Annotated in this window: 18 protein-coding genes; 9 read left to right on the top strand and 9 right to left on the bottom strand. The window is 69.5% G+C overall.

The window, feature by feature from the left end; genetic code table 11:
- Positions 1–156: 156 nt before the first annotated feature.
- Positions 157–1,518: an aspartate aminotransferase family protein gene (locus tag OG299_RS12365; RefSeq protein ID WP_266636311.1), complete on the bottom strand. Its 1,362-nt coding sequence runs from the start codon at positions 1,516–1,518 to the stop codon at positions 157–159.
- 3 nt (positions 1,519–1,521) lie between these two features.
- A complete protein-coding gene (locus tag OG299_RS12360) occupies positions 1,522–2,025 on the bottom strand; it encodes an Lrp/AsnC family transcriptional regulator (protein WP_030298396.1) in 504 nt (167 codons plus the stop codon).
- 169 nt (positions 2,026–2,194) lie between these two features.
- Between OG299_RS12360 and OG299_RS12355 the strand changes: the two genes are divergently transcribed.
- The 3 genes from OG299_RS12355 (at position 2,195) to OG299_RS12345 (ending at position 5,480) form a co-directional block, all read left to right on the top strand.
- A complete protein-coding gene (locus OG299_RS12355; protein WP_327361525.1) occupies positions 2,195–3,634 on the top strand; it encodes a gamma-aminobutyraldehyde dehydrogenase in 1,440 nt (479 codons plus the stop codon).
- A gap of 104 nt (positions 3,635–3,738) precedes the next feature.
- A complete protein-coding gene (locus tag OG299_RS12350; RefSeq protein ID WP_327361524.1) occupies positions 3,739–4,917 on the top strand; it encodes a polyamine ABC transporter substrate-binding protein in 1,179 nt (392 codons plus the stop codon).
- A gap of 98 nt (positions 4,918–5,015) precedes the next feature.
- The gene (locus OG299_RS12345) at positions 5,016–5,480 is read left to right on the top strand and encodes a hypothetical protein (protein ID WP_327361523.1); all 465 of its coding nucleotides are present in this window, start codon (positions 5,016–5,018) and stop codon (positions 5,478–5,480) included.
- A gap of 19 nt (positions 5,481–5,499) precedes the next feature.
- On the opposite strand, the gene OG299_RS12340 is transcribed toward OG299_RS12345, so the two are convergent.
- The 5 genes from OG299_RS12340 to OG299_RS12320 all read right to left on the bottom strand — a co-directional run bounded on the left by OG299_RS12340 (position 5,500) and on the right by OG299_RS12320 (position 10,532).
- On the bottom strand, positions 5,500–6,729 hold the full coding sequence (locus OG299_RS12340; RefSeq protein WP_327361522.1) for a serine hydrolase domain-containing protein: 1,230 nt from the start codon (positions 6,727–6,729) through the stop codon (positions 5,500–5,502).
- Between the two features lie 147 nt (positions 6,730–6,876).
- On the bottom strand, positions 6,877–7,578 hold the full coding sequence (locus OG299_RS12335; protein WP_266636300.1) for a response regulator transcription factor: 702 nt from the start codon (positions 7,576–7,578) through the stop codon (positions 6,877–6,879).
- Entirely contained in the window at positions 7,575–8,780 is a 1,206-nt protein-coding gene (locus OG299_RS12330) for a sensor histidine kinase (RefSeq protein WP_327361521.1), read from the bottom strand. The genes OG299_RS12335 and OG299_RS12330 overlap by 4 nt, the downstream gene beginning before the upstream one ends.
- Positions 8,777–9,475 (bottom strand): glycerophosphodiester phosphodiesterase, encoded by a 699-nt coding sequence (locus OG299_RS12325; RefSeq protein ID WP_406512819.1) that lies wholly within the window; start codon positions 9,473–9,475, stop codon positions 8,777–8,779. Before OG299_RS12325 ends, OG299_RS12330 begins: the two co-directional genes overlap by 4 nt.
- A gap of 31 nt (positions 9,476–9,506) precedes the next feature.
- Entirely contained in the window at positions 9,507–10,532 is a 1,026-nt protein-coding gene (locus OG299_RS12320; protein WP_266636297.1) for an adenosine deaminase, read from the bottom strand.
- Positions 10,533–10,643: 111 nt separating this feature from the next.
- On the opposite strand from OG299_RS12320, the gene OG299_RS12315 reads away from it, so the two are divergent.
- On the top strand, positions 10,644–11,303 hold the full coding sequence (locus tag OG299_RS12315; protein ID WP_327361520.1) for a DUF4190 domain-containing protein: 660 nt from the start codon (positions 10,644–10,646) through the stop codon (positions 11,301–11,303).
- Between the two features lie 137 nt (positions 11,304–11,440).
- Here OG299_RS12315 and OG299_RS12310 read toward each other — a convergent pair whose 3' ends face one another.
- The gene (locus tag OG299_RS12310; protein ID WP_327361519.1) at positions 11,441–13,033 is read right to left on the bottom strand and encodes a TROVE domain-containing protein; all 1,593 of its coding nucleotides are present in this window, start codon (positions 13,031–13,033) and stop codon (positions 11,441–11,443) included.
- Between the two features lie 483 nt (positions 13,034–13,516).
- On the bottom strand, positions 13,517–14,071 hold the full coding sequence (locus OG299_RS12305) for a riboflavin biosynthesis intermediates N-glycosidase (protein WP_327361518.1): 555 nt from the start codon (positions 14,069–14,071) through the stop codon (positions 13,517–13,519).
- A 182-nt stretch (positions 14,072–14,253) separates the two neighbouring features.
- Here OG299_RS12305 and OG299_RS12300 point away from each other — a divergent pair, with 182 nt between their 5' ends.
- From OG299_RS12300 to OG299_RS12280, 5 genes are all read left to right on the top strand, one after another.
- Complete coding sequence (locus OG299_RS12300) at positions 14,254–15,771, top strand: gamma-aminobutyraldehyde dehydrogenase (protein WP_327361517.1); 1,518 nt, start codon at positions 14,254–14,256, stop codon at positions 15,769–15,771.
- A 71-nt stretch (positions 15,772–15,842) separates the two neighbouring features.
- A complete protein-coding gene (locus OG299_RS12295; protein ID WP_327361516.1) occupies positions 15,843–17,093 on the top strand; it encodes a polyamine ABC transporter substrate-binding protein in 1,251 nt (416 codons plus the stop codon).
- A 71-nt stretch (positions 17,094–17,164) separates the two neighbouring features.
- Positions 17,165–18,316 carry an ABC transporter ATP-binding protein gene (locus OG299_RS12290; protein ID WP_266636288.1) on the top strand — a complete coding sequence of 384 codons (1,152 nt, stop codon included), beginning with the start codon at positions 17,165–17,167 and terminating at the stop codon, positions 18,314–18,316.
- Entirely contained in the window at positions 18,313–19,242 is a 930-nt protein-coding gene (locus OG299_RS12285) for an ABC transporter permease (RefSeq protein ID WP_266636286.1), read from the top strand. Before OG299_RS12290 ends, OG299_RS12285 begins: the two co-directional genes overlap by 4 nt.
- Positions 19,242–20,036 (top strand): ABC transporter permease, encoded by a 795-nt coding sequence (locus OG299_RS12280; RefSeq protein ID WP_266636284.1) that lies wholly within the window; start codon positions 19,242–19,244, stop codon positions 20,034–20,036. The genes OG299_RS12285 and OG299_RS12280 overlap by 1 nt, the downstream gene beginning before the upstream one ends.
- The last annotated feature ends 5 nt before the right edge of the window (positions 20,037–20,041 follow it).

Here is a 20,041-nt window from a genome sequence, read left to right as displayed (position 1 = left end):
GCGGAACCGGTTCGGTCACTGGCGCCGCACTGAGATGTAAAGAGATGAACGTCTTGGATGGTGACAGCACACGGCCCGGACCCCCGCGTTCTCACTCGAACGGGGGATCCGGGCCGTGTGGTTCGGACTATTTACCGCTGTTCACCGCGCTGCCGGTTACAGCTTGGTCCACGCCTCGGTGAGCACCGAGCGCAGGATGCCCTCGATCTCGTCGAAGGTGCCCTGGTCCGCGATCAGCGGCGGGGCCAGCTGGATGACCGGGTCGCCACGGTCGTCGGCACGGCAGTACAGGCCGTTCTCGAAGAGCGCCTTGGAGAGGAAGCCGTAGAGCACGCGCTCGGTCTCCTCGTCCGTGAAGGACTCCTTGGTGACCTTGTCCTTGACGAGCTCGATGCCGTAGAAGAAGCCGTTGCCGCGGACGTCGCCGACGATCGGCAGGTCGTGCAGCTTCTTCAGCGTCGAGAAGAAGGCGTCCTCGTTGTCCAGCACGTGCTGGTTGAGGCCTTCCTTGTCGAAGATGTCGAGGTTGGCGAGGGCCACCGCGGAGGACACCGGGTGTCCGCCGAAGGTGTAGCCGTGCAGGAAGGTGTTGCCGCCCTTGTAGAACGGCTCGGCGATGCGGTCCGAGACGATGCAGGCACCGATCGGGGAGTAGCCCGAGGTCATGCCCTTGGCGCAGGTGATCATGTCCGGGATGTAGTCGAACTTGTCACAGGCGAACATCGTGCCGAGGCGGCCGAAGGCGCAGATCGTCTCGTCGGAGACGAGCAGCACGTCGTACTCGTCGCAGATCTCGCGGACCCGCTGGAAGTACCCGGGCGGCGGCGGGAAGCAGCCGCCGGCGTTCTGCACCGGCTCGAGGAAGACGGCGGCGACGGTGTCGGCGCCCTCGAACAGGATCTCCTGCTCGATCTGGTCGGCGCACCAGCGGCCGAAGGCCTCGGGGTCGTCGCCGTAGATGGGGGCGCGGTAGATGTTGGTGTTCGGCACCTTGTGCGCGCCGGGGACCAGCGGCTCGAAGGGGGCCTTCAGGGCCGGTAGGCCGGTGATGGACAGGGCGCCCTGCGGGGTGCCGTGGTAGGCGACCGCGCGGGAGATGACCTTGTACTTGGTGTGCTTGCCCTGCAGCTTGAAGTACTGCTTGGCGAGCTTCCACGCGGTCTCGACGGCCTCGCCGCCGCCGGTGGTGAAGAAGACCTTGTTCAGGTCGCCCGGGGCGTAGCCGGCGAGGCGCTCGGCCAGCTCGACGGCCTGGGGGTGCGCGTACGACCAGATGGGGAAGAACGCGAGTTGCTGCGCCTGCTTGTAGGCGACCTCGGCCAGTTCCTTGCGGCCGTGACCGGCGTTGACCACGAACAGTCCGGCGAGACCGTCCAGGTAGCGCTTGCCCTTGTCGTCGAAGATGTAGGTGCCCTCACCCCGCACGATGGTGGGGACGGGGGAGTTCTCGTACGACGACATGCGGGTGAAGTGCATCCACAGGTGGTCGTACGCGGTCTTGGAGAGGTCCTGGCTCACGGGCTATCGAGTTCCCCACATGTAGGTCTGCTTCTTCAGCTTCAGATAAACGAAGCTTTCGGTTGATCGCACGCCGGGGAGCGCGCGGATCTTCTTGTTGATCGTCTCCAGCAGGTGGTCGTCGTCCTCGCAGACGATCTCCACCATCAGGTCGAACGAGCCCGCGGTCATGACCACGTACTCGCACTCGGCCATCTGGGTCAGTGCGTCGGCCACCGGGTCGAGGTCTCCCTCGACGTTGATGCCGACCATGGCCTGGCGTCGCAGGCCCACGGTGAGCGGGTCGGTGACGGCGACGATCTGCATGACGCCCTGGTCGAGCAGCTTCTGCACGCGCTGGCGCACAGCCGCCTCCGACAGGCCGACGGCCTTGCCGATCGCTGCGTAGGGACGGCGCCCGTCCTCCTGCAGTTGCTCGATGATCGCCAGGGACACAGCATCGACCGAAGGGGACGGTTGTCTGTTCCTGGAATCTGCGCTTCGACTGACCACGACCTCACTGTGCACGAGGAGTCGTCTGTTCCGCAAGACGGAATCGATGAAATCCGTTGTCTCGGGGCTTGGATCTCACTGATTTCGTAGTTCGTGGCGTCTGGCCCTGCCGAAAGCGTCCGCCTAGGGGCTAAGATTGGGATTCGTCTCAATCGTTGGACATGTGATCAGGAGTGTGGCTGGAGTGACCACCGAACTGCGTCGTCTGCGCAACTACATCGGCGGAGAGTTCAAGGACGCCGCCGACGGGCGGACCACCGAGGTGGTCAACCCCGCCACCGGCGAGGTGTACGCCACCGCCCCGCTCTCCGGCCAGGCCGATGTCGACGCCGCCATGGCCGCCGCCGCGGCCGCCTTCCCGGGCTGGCGCGACACCACCCCCTCCGAGCGGCAGAAGGCCCTGCTCAAGATCGCGGACGCCTTCGAGGCGCGCGCGGACGAGCTCGTGGCCGCCGAGTCGGAGAACACCGGCAAGCCGCTGGGCCTCACGGCCAGCGAGGAGCTGCCGCCGATGGTGGATCAGATCCGCTTCTTCGCGGGTGCGGCCCGCCTGCTCGAGGGCCGCTCGGCCGGCGAGTACATGGAGGGGATGACCTCGATCATCCGCCGTGAGCCGGTCGGTGTATGCGCCCAGGTCGCGCCGTGGAACTACCCGATGATGATGGCCGTGTGGAAGTTCGCCCCGGCCATCGCCGCGGGCAACACCGTGGTGCTCAAGCCCTCGGACACCACCCCGGCCTCCACCGTCCTGATGGCCGAGATCATCGACTCGGTCCTGCCCAAGGGCGTCTTCAACGTCATCTGCGGTGACCGCGAGACCGGCAAGGCCATGGTCGAGCACTCCACCCCGGCGATGGCCTCCATCACCGGCTCGGTACGCGCGGGCATGCAGGTCGCCGAGAGCGCCTCGAAGGACGTCAAGCGCGTCCACCTGGAGCTCGGCGGCAAGGCCCCGGTCGTGGTCTTCGAGGACGCCGACATCGCGAAGGCCGTTGAGGACATCGCGGTCGCCGGCTACTTCAACGCCGGCCAGGACTGCACCGCCGCGACCCGTGTGCTCGTGCACGAGTCCGTCCACGACGAGTTCGTGAGCGCCCTCGCCAAGGCCGCAGCCGACACCAAGACCGGCCAGCCGGACGACGAGGACGTGCTCTACGGCCCGCTGAACAACCCGAACCAGCTCAAGCAGGTCGCGGGCTTCATCGAGCGCCTCCCGGCGCACGCCAAGGTCGAGGCGGGCGGCCACCGGGTCGGCGAGAAGGGCTACTTCTACGCCCCGACCGTGGTCTCGGGCCTCAAGCAGGACGACGAGATCATCCAGAACGAGGTCTTCGGCCCCGTCATCACCGTCCAGTGCTTCACGGACGAGGCCCAGGCCCTGGAGTTCGCGAACGGCGTCGAGTTCGCCCTCGCCTCCTCCGTGTGGACCAAGGACCACGGCCGCGCGATGCGGATGTCCAAGAACCTCGACTTCGGCTGCGTGTGGATCAACACCCACATCCCGCTCGTCGCCGAGATGCCCCACGGCGGCTTCAAGAAGTCCGGCTACGGCAAGGACCTCTCCGCCTACGGCTTCGAGGACTACACGCGCATCAAGCACGTGATGACCTCGCTCGACGGCTGATCGGTCTCCACGGAGATCGCATCGATCACCGAAGGAGCTTGAGAGGGCGGGCAGTAGACAATGTGTCTATTGCCCGCCCTCTTCTGTTCCCCGAGGCTTTGCCCATGCCTGAACTCGCCTTCTCCCGCCGCGCGGCGCTGCGCGGCCTCGGTGCCGCCGGCCTGTTCGCGGCCCTTGCCGGCTGCGGTGTGCCCGCCGCCTACGTCCCCGAGGACCGCCGGGGAGGCCCGGACCGCTCCGACCGGGACAAGAAGGTCGCCTTCTCCAACTGGCCTCTGTACATCGACACCGATGACGAGGACGAGGAGCGCCGTCCCACGCTGGACGCCTTCTCGGAGAAGACGGGCATCGAGGTCCGGTACACCGAGGAGATCAACGACAACGACGAGTTCTTCGGCAAGGTCAGCCCGGCCCTGATGAACCACCAGGAGACCGGGCACGACCTGGTGGTGGTCAGCGACTGGATGGCCGCACGCTTCGTCCACCTGGGCTGGGCGCAGAAGATGGACCGGTCGGCGCAGCCCAACGTGGCCGCCCACCTGGACCCGCAGCTGCAGTCGCCCGCCTTCGACGAGGGCCGCCTGCACACCGTCCCGTGGCAGTCGGGGATCACCGGCATCGCCTACAACCGCAAGGCGCTGGGCCGGGAGATCAAGTCCGTCAAGGACCTGTGGCACCCGGACCTGGCGGGCAAGGTCACCCTCTTCTCCGGTCTCGACGAGTCCTTCGCCCTGCTGATGCAGGGCGACGGCGTGGACGTCACCCGGTGGACCGAGTCCGACTTCCACCGGATGTGCGACCAGGTGCAGAGCATGGTGAAGAAGAAGCACATCCGCCGCTTCACCGGCAACGACTACACCTCCGATCTGAGCAAGGGCGACGTCCTGGCCTGCCAGGCGTACTCCGGCGACGCCATCCAGCTCCAAGCCGACAACCCCGACATCGAGTTCGTGGTCCCGGAAGAGGGCGCCGAGCTCTGGGCGGAGAGCCTTCTCGTCCCCAACCTGGCCCGGCACAAGGCCAACGCCGAGGCCCTGGTCGACTACTACTACACCCCCGAGGTGGCCGCCGAGCTCGCCGCCGCCGTCAACTACGTCTGCCCGGTCCCGGCCGCCCGCGAGGTGCTGGCCGGCTCCGACGACAAGGAGACCGCCGCACTCGCCGAGAACCCGCTGATCTTCCCCGACGGGGAGATGCGCAAGCGGCTCGTCGTGGCCCGGGACATCTCCTCGGCCGAGCGCCGCTCCCTCGCCCAGCGCTGGAACTCCATCGTCGGCCTCTGAGTCCCGGGCGGATCCCGATGATCACGGTCCTGCCACAGAACTGAACGCGTTCATAGAGTTGGCTGAACGCGTTCAGAAACGGGCGTAGGCTTCCTTCCATGAGCGAGAGAAGCGCCCTTCAGCGGCGGATCCGTGCCTGGCTGGTCCTGTTCATCGTCTGCCTCGTGCTCAGCGGCCTCACCGCCTTCCCCCTGGTCAGCGAATTGCACTGGGCCAACTCCCTGGTATCTCACGAGTGGCTGCGGCGGGTGGGCGACGGGCTGGACCGGGCCGACGCGGACTATCCCTTCCTCCTCTACGGCACCGACTGGCTCGCCTTCGCCCACCTGGTGATCGCGGTCTTCTTCTACGGAGTCCACCGCGACCCCGTCCGCAACATCTGGATCGTCGAAGCCGGCATGATCGCCTGCGCCGGCGTGGTCCCCCTGGCCCTGATCTGCGGCCCCATCCGGGGCATCCCCTTCGGGTGGAGCGTCATCGACATGGCGTTCGGTGTCCTCGGGGTCATACCCCTGCTGGTACTCCGCCGCATGATCAAGCGCCTCGAGACCATGCCGGCCTGACGGCCTGACGGCCTGACCGCTACTTCGCGAAGGCCGCCATCACGATCCCGAAGGCCACCTTGTTCATGTCCTGGCCCTTGGCGTCGGTGGAGTTCACCGAGTAGACCAGGGTGCGCGAGAGGTCCCGCGCCCCGCCGATCACGGTGCTGTAGCCGAACCGGGAGCCCGTCTTGCCGTAGACCGCCGTGCCGTCCGGCAGCACGAACCGCTTCATCCCCGCGGTCTGCACGGCGTCCTCCCCGGACTCGAAGTCCGACACCGCGGGCACCGTGAACATCTCCTCCAGTTGCGCCTTCGGCACCACCCGGCCGCCGAACAGGGCCTCGGTGAACTTCTCCAGGTCCGCCGTGGTCGATATCAGGTCCCCGGCAGCCCAGTTGGAGGAGGAGTTCCACTCGGTCACATCGACCAACGAGGTCCCGCCGCCGGGCTTCTGCACCGCCTGGTAGCCGTGGTGATGCGGGCCCGGTATCCGGTTCTCCCGACGCGACGGAACCGAAGTGCCGTGCAGCCCCAGCGGCTTGAGGATCCTGGCGGACAGGGCCTGCTCGTACGTCGTCCCCGTCAGCTTCTCGATCAGCACGCCCAGGACCGTGTAGTCGATGTTGAGGTAGTGCTGCTTCTCGCCCGGCCGGAATTCGGGACCCTTCGCCACCGCTTCGGCGATCAGCGCATGCGGGTCGACCACGTCGAACCGGTGGGCGTACTGCGCCTCGAACGAGTCCCCCGGGCCCTCGGCCGGCCGGATGCCGCTCGTGTAGTTCAGCAACTGCCGCACACTGATGGGCTCGAAGCCCTTCGGGCCGGCCGGCAGCAGCCCCGGGAGGTACTGCTGCACCGGCTCGTCCAGATCGACCTTGCCCTCGGCGGCCAGCTGGAGCACCACCGCCGCCGTGAAGGTCTTGGTCACCGAACCCGCCCGGAACCGGGCATCGTCGATCGCCTTGCGTCCGGTGCGGACATCGGCCACGCCGGAACTGCCCACCCAGCGCCCGCTCGTACCGCCCACCCGGACCAGCGCGGCCGTCGCGTCCGTACTGTCCGCACCGACGCCGGCGATCGCCTTCCGCAGCGCCGCCGCGTCGGGCGGGGTCGTGTAGAGGGGCGGCGCCATCACGCCCGGGGGCGCCGTCTCGGCCGCCCGAGCGGCCACCGGCCCGGGCGCCGGGGCGGCATGGGCGACGGCCGGTCCGGCCGCAATGCCCAGGACCAGAGCGGTGGCGATCAGTGTGCGCGTACGGACCTTCATGGTGGGAACCCCCCGGTGAACCATCCGGGCCCCAGCGGCCCCGATGACTCAATGCTGCAGGTCAGAGGGGTGTTCGCGGATCACCACAGAGAGGGGTCTTCACCGGTACGACAACTCACCGGCGCGAGGGATCCGACCACCGGCTTCTCACTCTCCAGAGGGAGATACCCAAGAGCCATCCCCGGTCCCGGCCGCGATCAGGCCCGTCTCGTACGCGCAGATCACCGCCTGGATCCGGTCCCGCAGCCCCAGCTTCGCCAGCACATTGCCCACATGCGACTTCACCGTGTGCTCACTCACCACCAGCGCGGCAGCGATCTCCGCATTCGACAACCCCCGCCCCAGATGCAGCAGCGTCTCCCGCTCCCGCGCCGTCAGCACCTCGAGGCGCTGCGCGGGCCACGCCCCCGCGGCCGCCGGCCGCGCCGTCGCCGCCGTGTACTCCTCGATCAGCCGCCGCGCCACCGAAGGCGCCAGCAGCGACTCGCCCGCCGCCACCACCCGTACGGCATGCACCAGGTCGTCCCGCCGCACGTCCTTCAGCAGGAACCCGCTCGCCCCCGCGTGCAGCGCCTCGTACACGTACTCGTCCGAGTCGAAGGTCGTCAGCATCACCGTCCGGCACGAGGTCCCGGCCGAGATCGCCCGGCACGCCTCGATCCCGTCGAGCACCGGCATCCGGATGTCCAGCAGCGCCACGTCCGGCCGCAGCTCCCGCACCGCCGCCACCGCCGCCGCGCCGTCCCCGACTTCCGCGACGACCTCGATGTCCTCCTGCGCGTCCAGGATCATCGCGAAACCGCTGCGCACCAGCTCTTGGTCGTCAGCCACCACCACACGGACCGTCAACGCCCCACCTCCAGCGGCGAGGTTACAAGGACGATGCGCACCGAGAACCCCAGGCCACCGGGCCCCGGACCGAATTCCGCCGTACCGCCGTGCGCCGCCGCCCGCTCCCGGATCCCGATCAGCCCGTGCCCGCCGCCGTGCCCGCCGGCAGCAGCTCCCGGACCCGGACCCGGAGCCGGACCCCGCCCGTCGTCCGTCACCGTCACCGTGAGCGACTCCGTCCCGTACTCCAGCCGTACGGACACCGCCGAAGCCCCGGAGTGCTTCACCACGTTCGTCAGCGCCTCCTGCACCACCCGGTGCACCGTCGCCTCCAGCGCCGCGGGCAGCGCGCGCACCGCGCCCGTCCGCTCGTACGACACCCGCGGCCCGCTGCCCCGGACCCGCTCCAGCAGCCCCGGCAGCTCCTCGATCCCCGGCTGCGGCGTGCGCGGAGCCGCCTGAGCCGCGCCGTCCGTCCGCAGCACCCCCAGCATCGTCCGCAGCTGCGCCATCGCATCCCGCCCCGTCTCGGCGATCGCGTCGAAGGCCGCCTCCGCCCGTTCCGGGGCCCTGCGCACCGCCACCGGACCGGCCTCCGCCTGCACGATCATGATGCTGACCGCGTGCGAGAGGATGTCGTGCATCTCCCTTGCGATCCGGGCCCGTTCGCGCGCCGCGGCCTGCTCCGCCTCGATCCGGTTCGCCCGCTCCAGCTCGGCGGCCCGCGCCTCGATCGCCGCCGTATAGGCCTGGCGGGTGTACTGCAGCCGCCCCAGCGCGTACGCCGCCGCGAAGACGAACAGCGCGAACAACAACTCCCTGGCCGTCCCGGTGTTGAGCGCCACGGAGGCGAGGATCAGCCCCGTCAGGGTCACGCCCATCGTGATCCGCACCCGGGCCGGGCACAGGAGCGCCATCGTGTAGACGCCGATCAGCGGGGCGTACGGCAGCGGCTGCCCGGGGCCGTCCATCGCCAGCGTGTAGAGCGACCCGGCCGCGACCATCCCGAAGATCGCCGACACGGGCGCGCGCCGCCGCCACACCAGCGGCACATTGCCCAGCGTGGTCAGCAGGTACGCCGGCCAGGTGGCCGGCGAATCCAGCGGATCGCGGGGCACGACGAACGGAATCGTCGTCGCCACCTGCACCAGCAGCGTCAGTCCCAGGTCCTGCCACCGCGGATCCGCCTGCCGGATCCGCTCCCCCCACGTACGTATCACCGGCTGGGCAGCCCGAACTCGGCCCGTACGCCGGCCAGCGCGTCCACCCGGTTGGTGGTGACGGAGTCCACCCCGGCCGCGATCAGCCTGCGCATCGTCCCCCTGGTGTCCGCCGTCCAGGCCGAGACGAGCAGGCCGTCCCGGTGCAGGGCGTCCGTCAGTTCCCGGTCCACCAGCCCGAAACGGTAGTTGAGCCAGGTCGGCGCCACCGCGTCGATCAACACCCGGCGCGGCGGCGCCAGCGTGGTCCACGTCAGCGCGATCTCGGCGCCCGGATCGGCGGCGCGCACGGCCAGCATGGTGTTCGGCCCCGCGCTGTAGTACGTACGCTCGCGCGCCCCGCACTCCCGGACCTGGCCGACGACCGTCCGTACGGATTCTGGCGTCGCACCGGGCAGGTCGATCATCACCCGGCCCGCACCCGCCGCCGCCAGCGCCTCGCGCAGCGTCGGGATCCCACCGCCCGTCAACTCCTGCAGCTGCGGGGCCGTGACGGCGTCGAGCCGCACGTCATGGCCCCACAGCCGCTGGAGCGTCTCGTCGTGGAGCAGTACCGCCTCGCCGTCGCGGGTCAGCCGTACGTCGATCTCGACCGCGTCCGCTCCGCGTGCGAAGGCCGAGCGGATCGAGGGCAGGGTGTTCTCACGGACACGGTAGGGATCGCCGCGGTGGCCTACGGCAGTCAGGGTGCGCATGACTGCCATTGTCGGTGTTCCCCGCAGTCCGTCAGCGAGCCAGCCAGGCAGCGGTGTACGTGTCGATCTCCGCGCTGATCTTCGCCTTGCCGGCCTCGTCCAGGAAGGAGGCCTCGACGGCGTTCTTGGCCAGCTGTGCGAGCCCGCGCTCGTCGAGGTCGAGCAGCCGCGCGGCGACCGCGTACTCGTTGTTGAGGTCCGAGCCGAACATCGGCGGGTCGTCGCTGTTGATGGTGACGAGCACGCCCGCCTGCACCATCTCCTTGACGGGGTGGCGGTCCAGGTCGGTCACGGCGCGGGTGGCGATGTTGGAGGTCGGGCAGACCTCGAGCGCGATCCGGTGCTCGGCGAGGTACGCGAGGAGCTCCGGGTCCTGGGTGGCGCTGGTGCCGTGGCCGATGCGCTCGGCGCCCAGGTCGCGGATCGAGTCCCAGATGGTCTCCGGGCCGGTGGTCTCGCCGGCGTGCGGCACGCTGTGCAGGCCCGCGGCCCGGGCGGCGTCGAAGTACGGCTTGAACTGCGGGCGCGGGACGCCGATCTCGGGGCCGCCGAGGCCGAAGGAGACCAGGCCCTCCGGGCGCAGTTCGACGGCGAGGCGCGCGGTCTCGGCGGCGGCCTCCAGGCCGGCCTCGCCGGGGATGTCGAAGCACCAGCGCAGGATGACGCCGAGCTCGGTCTCGGCGGCCTTGCGGGCGTCCTCGATGGCCTCCATGAAGGCCTTCTCGTCGATGCCGCGGCGGGTGGAGGAGTACGGGGTGATGGTCAACTCGGCGTAGCGGATGTTCTGCCGGGCCATGTCGCGGGCGACTTCGAAGGTCAGGGTGCGTACGTCGTCGGGGGTGCGGACCAGGTCGACGACGGAGAGGTAGACCTCGATGAAGTGCGCGAAGTCGGTGAACGTGAAGTAGTCGGCGAGTGCCTCGGGGTCGGTGGGGACCTTGGAGTCGGGGTGGCGGGAAGCGAGTTCGGCGACGATGCGCGGGGAGGCCGAGCCGACGTGGTGGACGTGGAGTTCCGCCTTGGGAAGCCCTGCGATGAAGGGGTTCAGGTCGGGCATGAGGGAGCCTCCGGGAGGGATGGGGGTGCGGACGGACCGGGCTTCATCGTAGGCAGCTCCGGGACTGTCGGCGGCAGCGCTTAGCATGGCCGTACGAGAGGGGGGCGCCGCATGACCGACCAGAGCCCCGAGCCGAGGGACCCGTGGGCGCCGCCGGAGCGGCCGGCGGTGGAACTCGGCAAACCGCAGGCCACACCGGGCGTGTCGGGTCCGCCGTCCGTACACGACCAGCCCACGATGGCGGGGATGCCGGGGGCCGACTTCCCGCCGGCGCAGATACCGGGGCCGGCGCCGATACAGTCTCCGGCGTCCACGCCCGAGCCCGCCCCGACGCTGCCGCCCGCGTACGGGTACCCGGCCCAGCCGGATCCCGGGGGGTACGCGTACCCCGGACCGCCGCCCGCGCAGCCGGCATACGGCTACCCGGGCTATCAGGGATACCCCGGGTACCCCGGCTATCCGCAGAAGAGCAACGGCTTCGGGGTCACCGCCCTCGTCCTCGGCATCGTCGGCGTGGTCACCTGCTACCTGGGCGTCCTGTTCGGAGTCCCGGCGGTCATCTTCGGCGCCCTGGGCCGCGGCAAGGCCCGGCGCGGCGAGGCCGACAACGGCTCGATGGCGCTGGCCGGCATCATCCTGGGCTCGGTCAGCATCCTGATCAGCATTCTGATGATCGCGCTCGTGATCGCCGGGGTCCTGCTCGGTGACCCGGGCAGCGATTCCGACTTCGACGGCCCGGCCTCCCCGACGCGGATCCGCGAGAACGTCTGACGTACAGGCTGCCGGCCGCAGGCGGCACGGCACGCGACACACGGCACAGGGCCGGGACCGGGCACACGCTGCCCGCTCCCGGCCCTGTGCCGTCCGGCCGCCGGTCCGTCTGTCCGTCCGTCAGCCCGTACCGGGGCCTACGCCACCCACGGCCAGTCGGCGTCCCGGCCGCCCTCGATCAGGGACACCATGCGGAAGGCCGCATCGGTGAGCCCGCCGAAGGTGTGCCGGTTCCCCGACCCGGAGGGCGCGTGGCCCGCCCGGTACCCGGCCAGGTTCCACGTGTACACGGGGACCTCGTCCGGGACGAGGGCCGTCGGGTCACCGCCGTAGTGGTACGTCGCCTGCTCGTCCGTGACGATCAGGACCCGGTCGTGCCCCTTGTAGTACCGCCGGACCGCCTCGGCGGTGTAGGTGCCGCCGAGGTCCTCGAACCGCTCCAGCACCTTCAGCACGGACTCGCCGCGGCCGTACGGGACCTGCTTGCTGTCCGTGCCGAACTGCACCAGGTCCGCGTCCTCGGCGCGCAGCGCCAGCGCGGTGCCGAACACGGCCGCCGCGTCCGCCCGGTTGAGCTGCGAACGCTCCGACAGCGGCGCCCACATCGACCCCGAGCGGTCCACGAGCACCAGCGTCCGGCCGGGCAGGGCCGGTACGTTGGCCAGCGAGTGGCCGAGTGCCTGCTCCAGCGGGTACGCCCAGCGCAGCGAGGGGGCGTGCTGGTAGGCGGCCAGGTAGCGGAACGGGAACTGCCGGGACCGGGCGACGACCTCCGGGTCGCAGACCTTCGCCGCGACCTGCGCGGCCACCGCGTCCGAGACACCGGCCTGGTCGAAGTTGCGCAGGTTCCGCAGCAGCGCCATCGCGCCCATGGACGGGATGACCGCCTCCCAGGCGGCCGCGTCCATCGGTCCCTGGAGCCAGCCGGCCAGCGCCTCCCAGGTCATGCCCGCGGCGGCGAGCCGCTCGGCCCCGTCGGGTGCGGTCACCACGGCCCGGCGCTCCTCCACCGGCAGCTCCATGAGCTCCCGGTGGGCGACCAGGGTGCGGTTGCCGGCCGCTACCTGCGCCGTCTCCGGGTGGTGGTGCCGGTCGAGGGCGTACCGGAACAGCTCGCCCTGCCAGGCCTTGGCGGGATCGGGGGAGGCGTGTACGAGGTTCAGCACGTCGCCGAAGCGGAAGCCTTTGGACGCGGTGTCGTACTTCAGCAGCGTGGTGCCGGAGTAGAGCCTGCGGACGGCATCGGCGATACCGCGCTTGACGGGCTTGGGGACGTTGCGCCCGTACGTCGCCGTCCAGTAGGCCAGCAGCTCGCCGGGCTCGTCCGCGCGCCGCAGTACGCAGTCCACGACCTGGCGGTTCGACGGCCCGTCGGTGGCTCCGGCGTCGAGCCGTGCCTTCACGTACTCGGCCGCTCCGACCAGCGAGGCGGTCCGCATGTTCCCGTCGGTGCGCAGCCAGCCGAGCAGGCCGGCGGTCCACGCGGTGTCCTCGACGGCGAGGCGGCGCACGAGGGCGCAGAACCGGTCGTCGCGGGCCTCGCCGCTCTCGTAGAACGTCCGCTGCGTCACGAAGTTGGCGACGGCGAGCAGGAACAGCTCGGAGCGCGGGTCGCGGGCGAAGCCGCGGCTGCCCTGGTGGTTGGCGGTGCGGCCGGTGGAGCGCACGGGCGAGGTGGGCGCGGCGGCCGCGGAAGCCTTCTTGGGTGCGCGCAGGTTGAAGCGAGCCATGGTGAATCCCCCCGAATTCAGTGGAACATGGGGAGGCGTGACGTGCGGGATGCCCGAGATCAGGGTCGGCGACGGACTTATATCCAGGCGAGCTGCCAAGCTGCTCCACCGGCCGCAGCCGGGCGGGATTCGAACCCGCGACCTCCTGGTCCCCGAAGTAACCGTCGCCTGCGCACCGGGCATCCCGCACGCGTGCCTCCCGAGATCAAGGTGGCGGCGGCTTGGGATTCTTGGGAAAAGAAGGAGCCGCAGCCCGCGCACCGGGAGGTGCGTGACGTAGGTGTCCAGAGATCGAGGTCGGCGAAACCGACGTGCTGCTCTGACCAACTGAGCTACACCGGCCCGGAAGCCGGTGGCGGGACTCGAACCCGCGACCTGCCCATGAAGAGTGGAAGTAGGTCTCGCCTGCGCACCTGGACGAGTCCTACCGTAGGCGGCCCGCTCGCGGGCCCGCCACGCATTTTAGATCGCGCCCGCCCGAGGTCAGACGGCGTCCGTACGCAGCCGGTCGCGGGCCTCCATCAGCGCGAAGCCCAGCAGGTTCAGCCCGCGCCAGCGGGACGGGTCCAGGGCGCGCTCGTCGTCCGCCGCCAGCCCGATGCCCCAGATGCGGTCCATCGGGCTCGCCTCCACCAGCACCCGGTCCCCGGTGGACAGCAGGTACGCGCGCAGCTGGGGGGTCGAGGCGAACTTGTGCACGCTGCCCTCCACCACCAGCGCGAACCGCTCCTGCGTCCATATCGCCTCGTCGAAGCCGCGCACGAGCCGCCCGGCCTTCTTGGCCTCCGCCGGGGTCTTCGCCTCCAGCGCTGCGCGCTCCGCCTCCGCGTCGCCGAACAGCCGGGCCTTGCCGGCCATCATCCAGTGCTCGGCCGTGTCGTACCGGACATCACGCACGGTGAACTCGGACGGCCACCACTGGCTCATGCAGCTGGGGCCGAGCGTCCCGTCGGGGCGCGGCCGGTGCCCCCAGAACGGCAGGTACTTCACCCGCTCACCGCGGCTGACCTGCTCGATCAACTTGTCGATCTTTTCCATGCACGCGAGTGTGGCAGTCGCCACTGACACTTCGTACGGGATTTGCGGCGCGCCTCGACACATGGTCGACCGATTCCGTCGCGTAATCAAAAGGCAACAACGGAATCACTTGGCTGTGGGTAACACCTCTGCCAGGATCGGCACTCAATTCGAGCTGAAGCTACGGAGAGCGTGAGAGCGTCATGGGTAATCGCTTCCAGGTCAAGGACCGCTTCGCAGACGGCGCGCAGTACATCGACGGGCAGCTGAGGTCCGGTACGTCCGGGCAGTCGCACACCGTCGTCAACCCTGCCACGGGCGAGGAGGTGCTCACGTACGAGCTGGCCTCCACCGCCGACGTCGACGCGGCCGTGGCCGCCGCCAAGCGGGCCTTCCCGGCCTGGTCCGCGGCCACTCCCGGTGAGCGTTCGGACGTCCTGCACCGGCTGGCCGCCGTGCTGGCCGAGCAGGCGGAGGACTTCGCGTACGCCGAATCCCTGCAGTGCGGCAAGCCGATCAAGCTGTCCACCGAGTTCGACGTACCGGGGACCATCGACAACACCGCCTTCTTCGCGGGCGCCGCCCGGCACCTCCAGGGGCAGGCGGCAGCTGAGTACTCAGGAGACCACACCTCCTACGTACGCCGCGAGGCCATCGGGGTCGTCGGCTCCATCGCGCCCTGGAACTATCCGCTCCAGATGGCCGCCTGGAAGATCCTTCCGGCGATCGCCGCGGGCAACACGATCGTCCTCAAGCCTGCCGAGCTGACCCCGCTCACCTCCCTGATGTTCGCCCAGGCTGCCAAGGACGCGGGCCTGCCCGACGGCGTGGTCAACATCGTCACCGGCGCGGGCCGGGACGCGGGCGAGCACCTGGTCGGGCACCCGGACGTGGTGATGACCTCTTTCACCGGCTCCACCGCCGTCGGCAAGCGGGTCGCCGAGATCGCCACCGCCACCGTCAAGCGGCTCCACCTGGAGCTCGGCGGCAAGGCCCCCTTCCTGGTCTTCGACGACGCCGACCTGGAGGCCGCCGCGCACGGCGCCGTCGCCGCGTCCCTGATCAACACCGGCCAGGACTGCACCGCCGCCACCCGCGCGTACGTCCAGCGCCCCCTGCACGACGCCTTCGTCGCCCGCGTGTCCGAGCTGATGGAGACCGTCCGCCTGGGCGACCCCTTCGACCCGGCCACCGACCTCGGCCCCCTGGTCTCGCACGCCCAGCGGGACCGGGTCGCCGGCTTCGTGGAGCGCGCCCGCGGCTACGCCACCGTCGTCACCGGCGGCGAGATCCCGGGGGGCGAGCTCGCCGAAGGCGCGTACTACCGGCCCACCCTCGTCTCCGGCGCCGGCCAGGACAGCGAGGTCGTCCAGTCCGAGATCTTCGGCCCGGTCCTCGTCGTCCTGCCCTTCGACACCGACGACGAGGGCATCGAGCTGGCCAACGACACCCCGTACGGCCTCGCCGCCTCCGCCTGGAGCCGCGACGTCTACCGGGCCGGCCGGGCCACCCGCGAGATCAAGGCGGGCTGCGTCTGGGTCAACGACCACATTCCGATCATCAGCGAGATGCCCCACGGCGGCTACAAGGCGAGTGGCTTCGGAAAGGACATGAGCGCCTACTCCTTCGAGGAGTACACGCAGGTCAAGCACGTGATGTACGACAACACGGCGGTGGCCGCGAAGGACTGGCACCGCACCATCTTCGGGGACCGCACCTAACCGTCTTCGGCTTCCGCCGAGTGGCAGCCTGCCGCCTGACCAGCGGCGCCACCCTCCCGAAAGGGCAGCTCATGGAGCAGTACGAGCCCGACCGCCTCTCGGCGGCGCAACTCGCCGCGATGCGGCGCAGCCTCACCACTGGGCGGGGCGCCCTCACCCGCCGCTCACTGCTGCGCGCCTCCGGGGGCGGCGCGCTCACCCTCGGCGGTCTGGCCTCCCTGTCCGCCTGCGGCATCCCGCCCGCGAAACGCGCGGGTGACACGGCCGTCGCCTCCGACGACCGCTCGGACCAGGAGAAGGAGATCAACTTCTCCAACTGGACCGAGTACATGGACACCAGCGAGGACGAGAAGACCCACCCCACGCTGGAGGAGTTCGCCAAGCGCACCGGGATCAAGGTCAAGTACACCGAGGACATCAACGACAACGTCGAGTTCTTCGGCAAGGTCCGCCCGCAGCTGGCGGCCGGCCAGGACACCGGCCGCGACCTGATCGTCGTCACCGACTGGCTCGCCGCCCGCATCATCCGGCTCGGCTGGGCGCAGAAGCTGGACCCCTCCCACCTCCCGCACGCCTACGCCAATCTGATCCCGCAGTTCCGCAACCCCGACTGGGACCCGGGCCGGTCGTACAGCTACCCCTGGACCGGCATCGACACCGTCATCGCCTACAACGTGAAGGCGACCGACGGCAAGAAGGTCGACTCCGTCACGCAGCTGCTCGACGACCCCACCCTCAAGGGCCGCGTCGGCTTCCTCACCGAGATGCGCGACAGCGTCGGCATGACCCTGCTCGACCAGGGCAAGGACCCGGCGAACTTCACCACCGCCGACTACGACGCGGCCATCGGCCGGCTCCAGAAGGGCGTGGACACCAAGCAGATCCGCCGCTTCACGGGCAACGACTACACGTCGGACCTCGACAAGGGCGACCTCGCCGCCTGCCTGGCCTGGGCCGGCGACATCATCCAGCTCCAGGCCGGCAACCCGGACATCAAGTACGCGATACCGGCGCCCGGTTACATCACCTCCAGCGACAACCTGCTGGTCCCCGCCCACTCCCGGCACAAGGCCAACGCCGAGAAGCTCATCGACTTCTACTACGAGCCGCCGATCGCCGCCCAGCTCGCCGCGTTCATCAGCTACGTCTGCCCGGTCGAAGGCGTCAAGGAAGACCTTGCGAAGATCGACCCCGAGCTCGCGGACAACCCCTTGATCATTCCGGACAAGGCGATGGCGGCCAAGGCCCACGCCTTCCGCTCCCTCACCAGTGAGGAAGAGACCGCGTACGAAGAGAAGTTCGCCAAGCTCATCGGAGCCTGACGAACCCCCTCCCGTGCCGGCACCCGCGCCCCGCACCCTTCCGACGACACCACCACCGAAGGCCGCGACCCATGACTGACAAGACCGCGGGCGGCGACGTCCGCCTCGCCGGGATCAGCAAGCACTACGGCTCGTTCACCGCCGTGCACCCGCTGGATCTCACCATCCCCCAGGGCTCCTTCTTCGCCCTGCTCGGCGCCTCGGGCTGCGGGAAGACCACCACCCTGCGCATGATCGCCGGCCTGGAGGAGCCCTCCACCGGTACGGTCCACCTCGGGGACCGCGAGGTCACCCAGCTGCCGCCGTACAAGCGACCCGTGAACACGGTGTTCCAGAGCTATGCGCTGTTCCCGCACCTGAACATCTACGAGAACGTGGCCTTCGGACTGCGCCGCCGCGGCATCAAGTCCGTCAAGAAGCAGGTCGAGGACATGCTCGAGCTGGTCGAGCTGGGCCAGTTCGCCCAGCGCAAGCCGCACCAGCTCTCCGGCGGCCAGCAGCAGCGCGTGGCCGTCGCCCGCGCGCTCATCAACCACCCGCAGGTGCTGCTCCTCGACGAGCCCCTCGGCGCCCTCGACCTCAAGCTGCGCCGCCAGATGCAGCTGGAGCTCAAGCGGATCCAGACCGAGGTCGGCATCACCTTCGTGCACGTCACGCACGACCAGGAGGAGGCCATGACCATGGCCGACACGGTCGCCGTGATGAACGGCGGCCGCGTCGAGCAGCTGGGCGCCCCCGCCGAGCTGTACGAGAACCCGAAGACCACCTTCGTCGCCAACTTCCTCGGCACCTCCAACCTCATCGAGGCCGAGGTCCTGGAGGCCGGCGGCGCCGATGTCATGGTCAGCTCGGCGGACGCCAAGCTGCGGCTGCCCGCGGCCCGATGTTCGACCACGCCCAAGGCCGGCGGAAAGCTGCTGGTCGGGGTGCGTCCCGAGAAGATCTCCCTGGTCCACGCGGACGAGGAGGACACCGTCGCGGCCGGCCGCAACAAGGTCCGCGGCACGATATCCGCCTCCTCCTTCATAGGCGTCTCCACCCAGTACGTCATCGACAGCCCCGTCTGCCCGGAGATGGAGGTGTACGTCCAGAACATCGAACGCGACGCCCGCCTCGCCCCCGGCGCCGAGGTCGTCCTGCACTGGAACCCGGAGCACACGTTCGGTCTGGACGCGGCGCAAGACATCGACGCCGGCATCGAGACGGTCGAGGAGGGCGCATGACCGCCACCGTCGCGCCACCGGAGGCCGAGGCCGCCACCGAACCCCCGGTCCACAGGCCGTCCGTGCGCAAGCGGCTGGTCCCGTACTGGCTGCTGCTCCCCGGCATCCTGTGGCTGCTGGTCTTCTTCGTGCTGCCGATGGTCTACCAGGCCTCGACCTCCGTGCAGACCGGCTCCCTCGAAGAGGGCTTCAAGGTCACCTGGCACTTCCAGACGTACTGGGACGCGTTCACCGAGTACTACCCGCAGTTCCTGCGCTCCCTGCTGTACGCCGGCACCGCGACCGTCCTGTGCCTGCTCCTCGGGTACCCGCTGGCCTACCTGATCGCCTTCAAGGCGGGCCGTTGGCGAAACCTTCTGCTGGTGCTGGTCATCGCCCCGTTCTTCACCAGCTTCCTGATCCGCACCCTGGCCTGGAAGACGATCCTGGCCGACGGCGGCCCGGTGGTGGAGGTCCTCAACGCCCTGCACGTCCTGGACGTCACCAGCTGGCTCGGGATGACCGAGGGGGAGCGGGTGCTCGCCACGCCGCTCGCCGTCGTCTGCGGTCTGACGTACAACTTCCTCCCCTTCATGATCCTGCCGCTCTACACCTCGCTGGAGCGCATCGACACCCGCCTCCACGAGGCGGCCGGAGACCTGTACGCCCGCCCCTCCACCACCTTCCGGAAGGTGACCTTCCCGCTCTCCATGCCGGGCGTGGTCTCCGGGACCCTGCTCACCTTCATCCCGGCGAGCGGCGACTACGTGAACGCCGAGCTGCTCGGTTCCACGGACACCCGGATGATCGGCAACGTCATCCAGTCGCAGTACCTGCGCATCCTCGATTACCCGACGGCCGCCGCGCTGTCCTTCATCCTCATGGCCATCGTGCTGATCATGGTCACCATCTACATCCGCCGAGCGGGGACGGAGGACCTGGTCTGATGCGTTGGCTCCGGCGCAATCTCGTCGTCATCTTGGGACTCGGCACGCTCGCGTACCTGATCCTGCCGAACGTCGTCGTGACGGTCTTCTCCTTCAACAACCCCACCGGGCGGTTCAACTACGCCTGGCAGGAGTTCTCGCTCGACGCCTGGAAGGACCCCTGCGGGGTCGCCGACCTGTGCGGCTCGCTGTCCCTCTCGCTCCAGATCGCGGTGTGGGCCACCATCGGCGCCACCGTCCTCGGTACGGCCATCGCCTTCGCGCTCGTCCGCTACCGCTTCCGGGCGCGCGGCGCGGTCAACTCGCTGATCTTCCTGCCGATGGCCATGCCCGAGATCGTGATGGCGGCCTCGCTGCTCGCCCTCTTCCTCAACATGGGCATCCAGCTGGGCTTCTGGACGATCCTGATCGCCCACATCATGTTCTGCCTCAGCTTCGTCGTCGCCGCCGTCAAGGCACGCGTCCTGTCGATGGACCCGCGACTGGAGGAGGCCGCCCGCGACCTCTACGCGGGCCCGGTGCAGACCTTCGTACGGGTCACCCTGCCGATCGCGGCACCCGGTATCGCCGCGGGCGCGCTGCTCTCGTTCGCGCTCTCGTTCGACGACTTCATCATCACCAACTTCAACTCGGGCAACACCGTCACCTTCCCCATGTTCGTGTGGGGGTCGGCCCAGCGCGGTACGCCTGTGCAGATCAACGTCATCGGTACGGCGATGTTCGTCATCGCGGTGCTGGTGGTGCTCGCCGGCCAGATGGTCGGGAACCGCCGCAAGAACGCACAGCCCAAGTAACTCTG

The organism is Streptomyces sp. NBC_01296 (assembly GCF_035984415.1).
In the GTDB taxonomy this organism is placed as follows: Bacteria; Actinomycetota; Actinomycetes; order Streptomycetales; family Streptomycetaceae; genus Streptomyces.
Note: the sequence above shows the minus strand (reverse complement) of the source record. Positions and strands in the feature narration are given on the sequence as shown.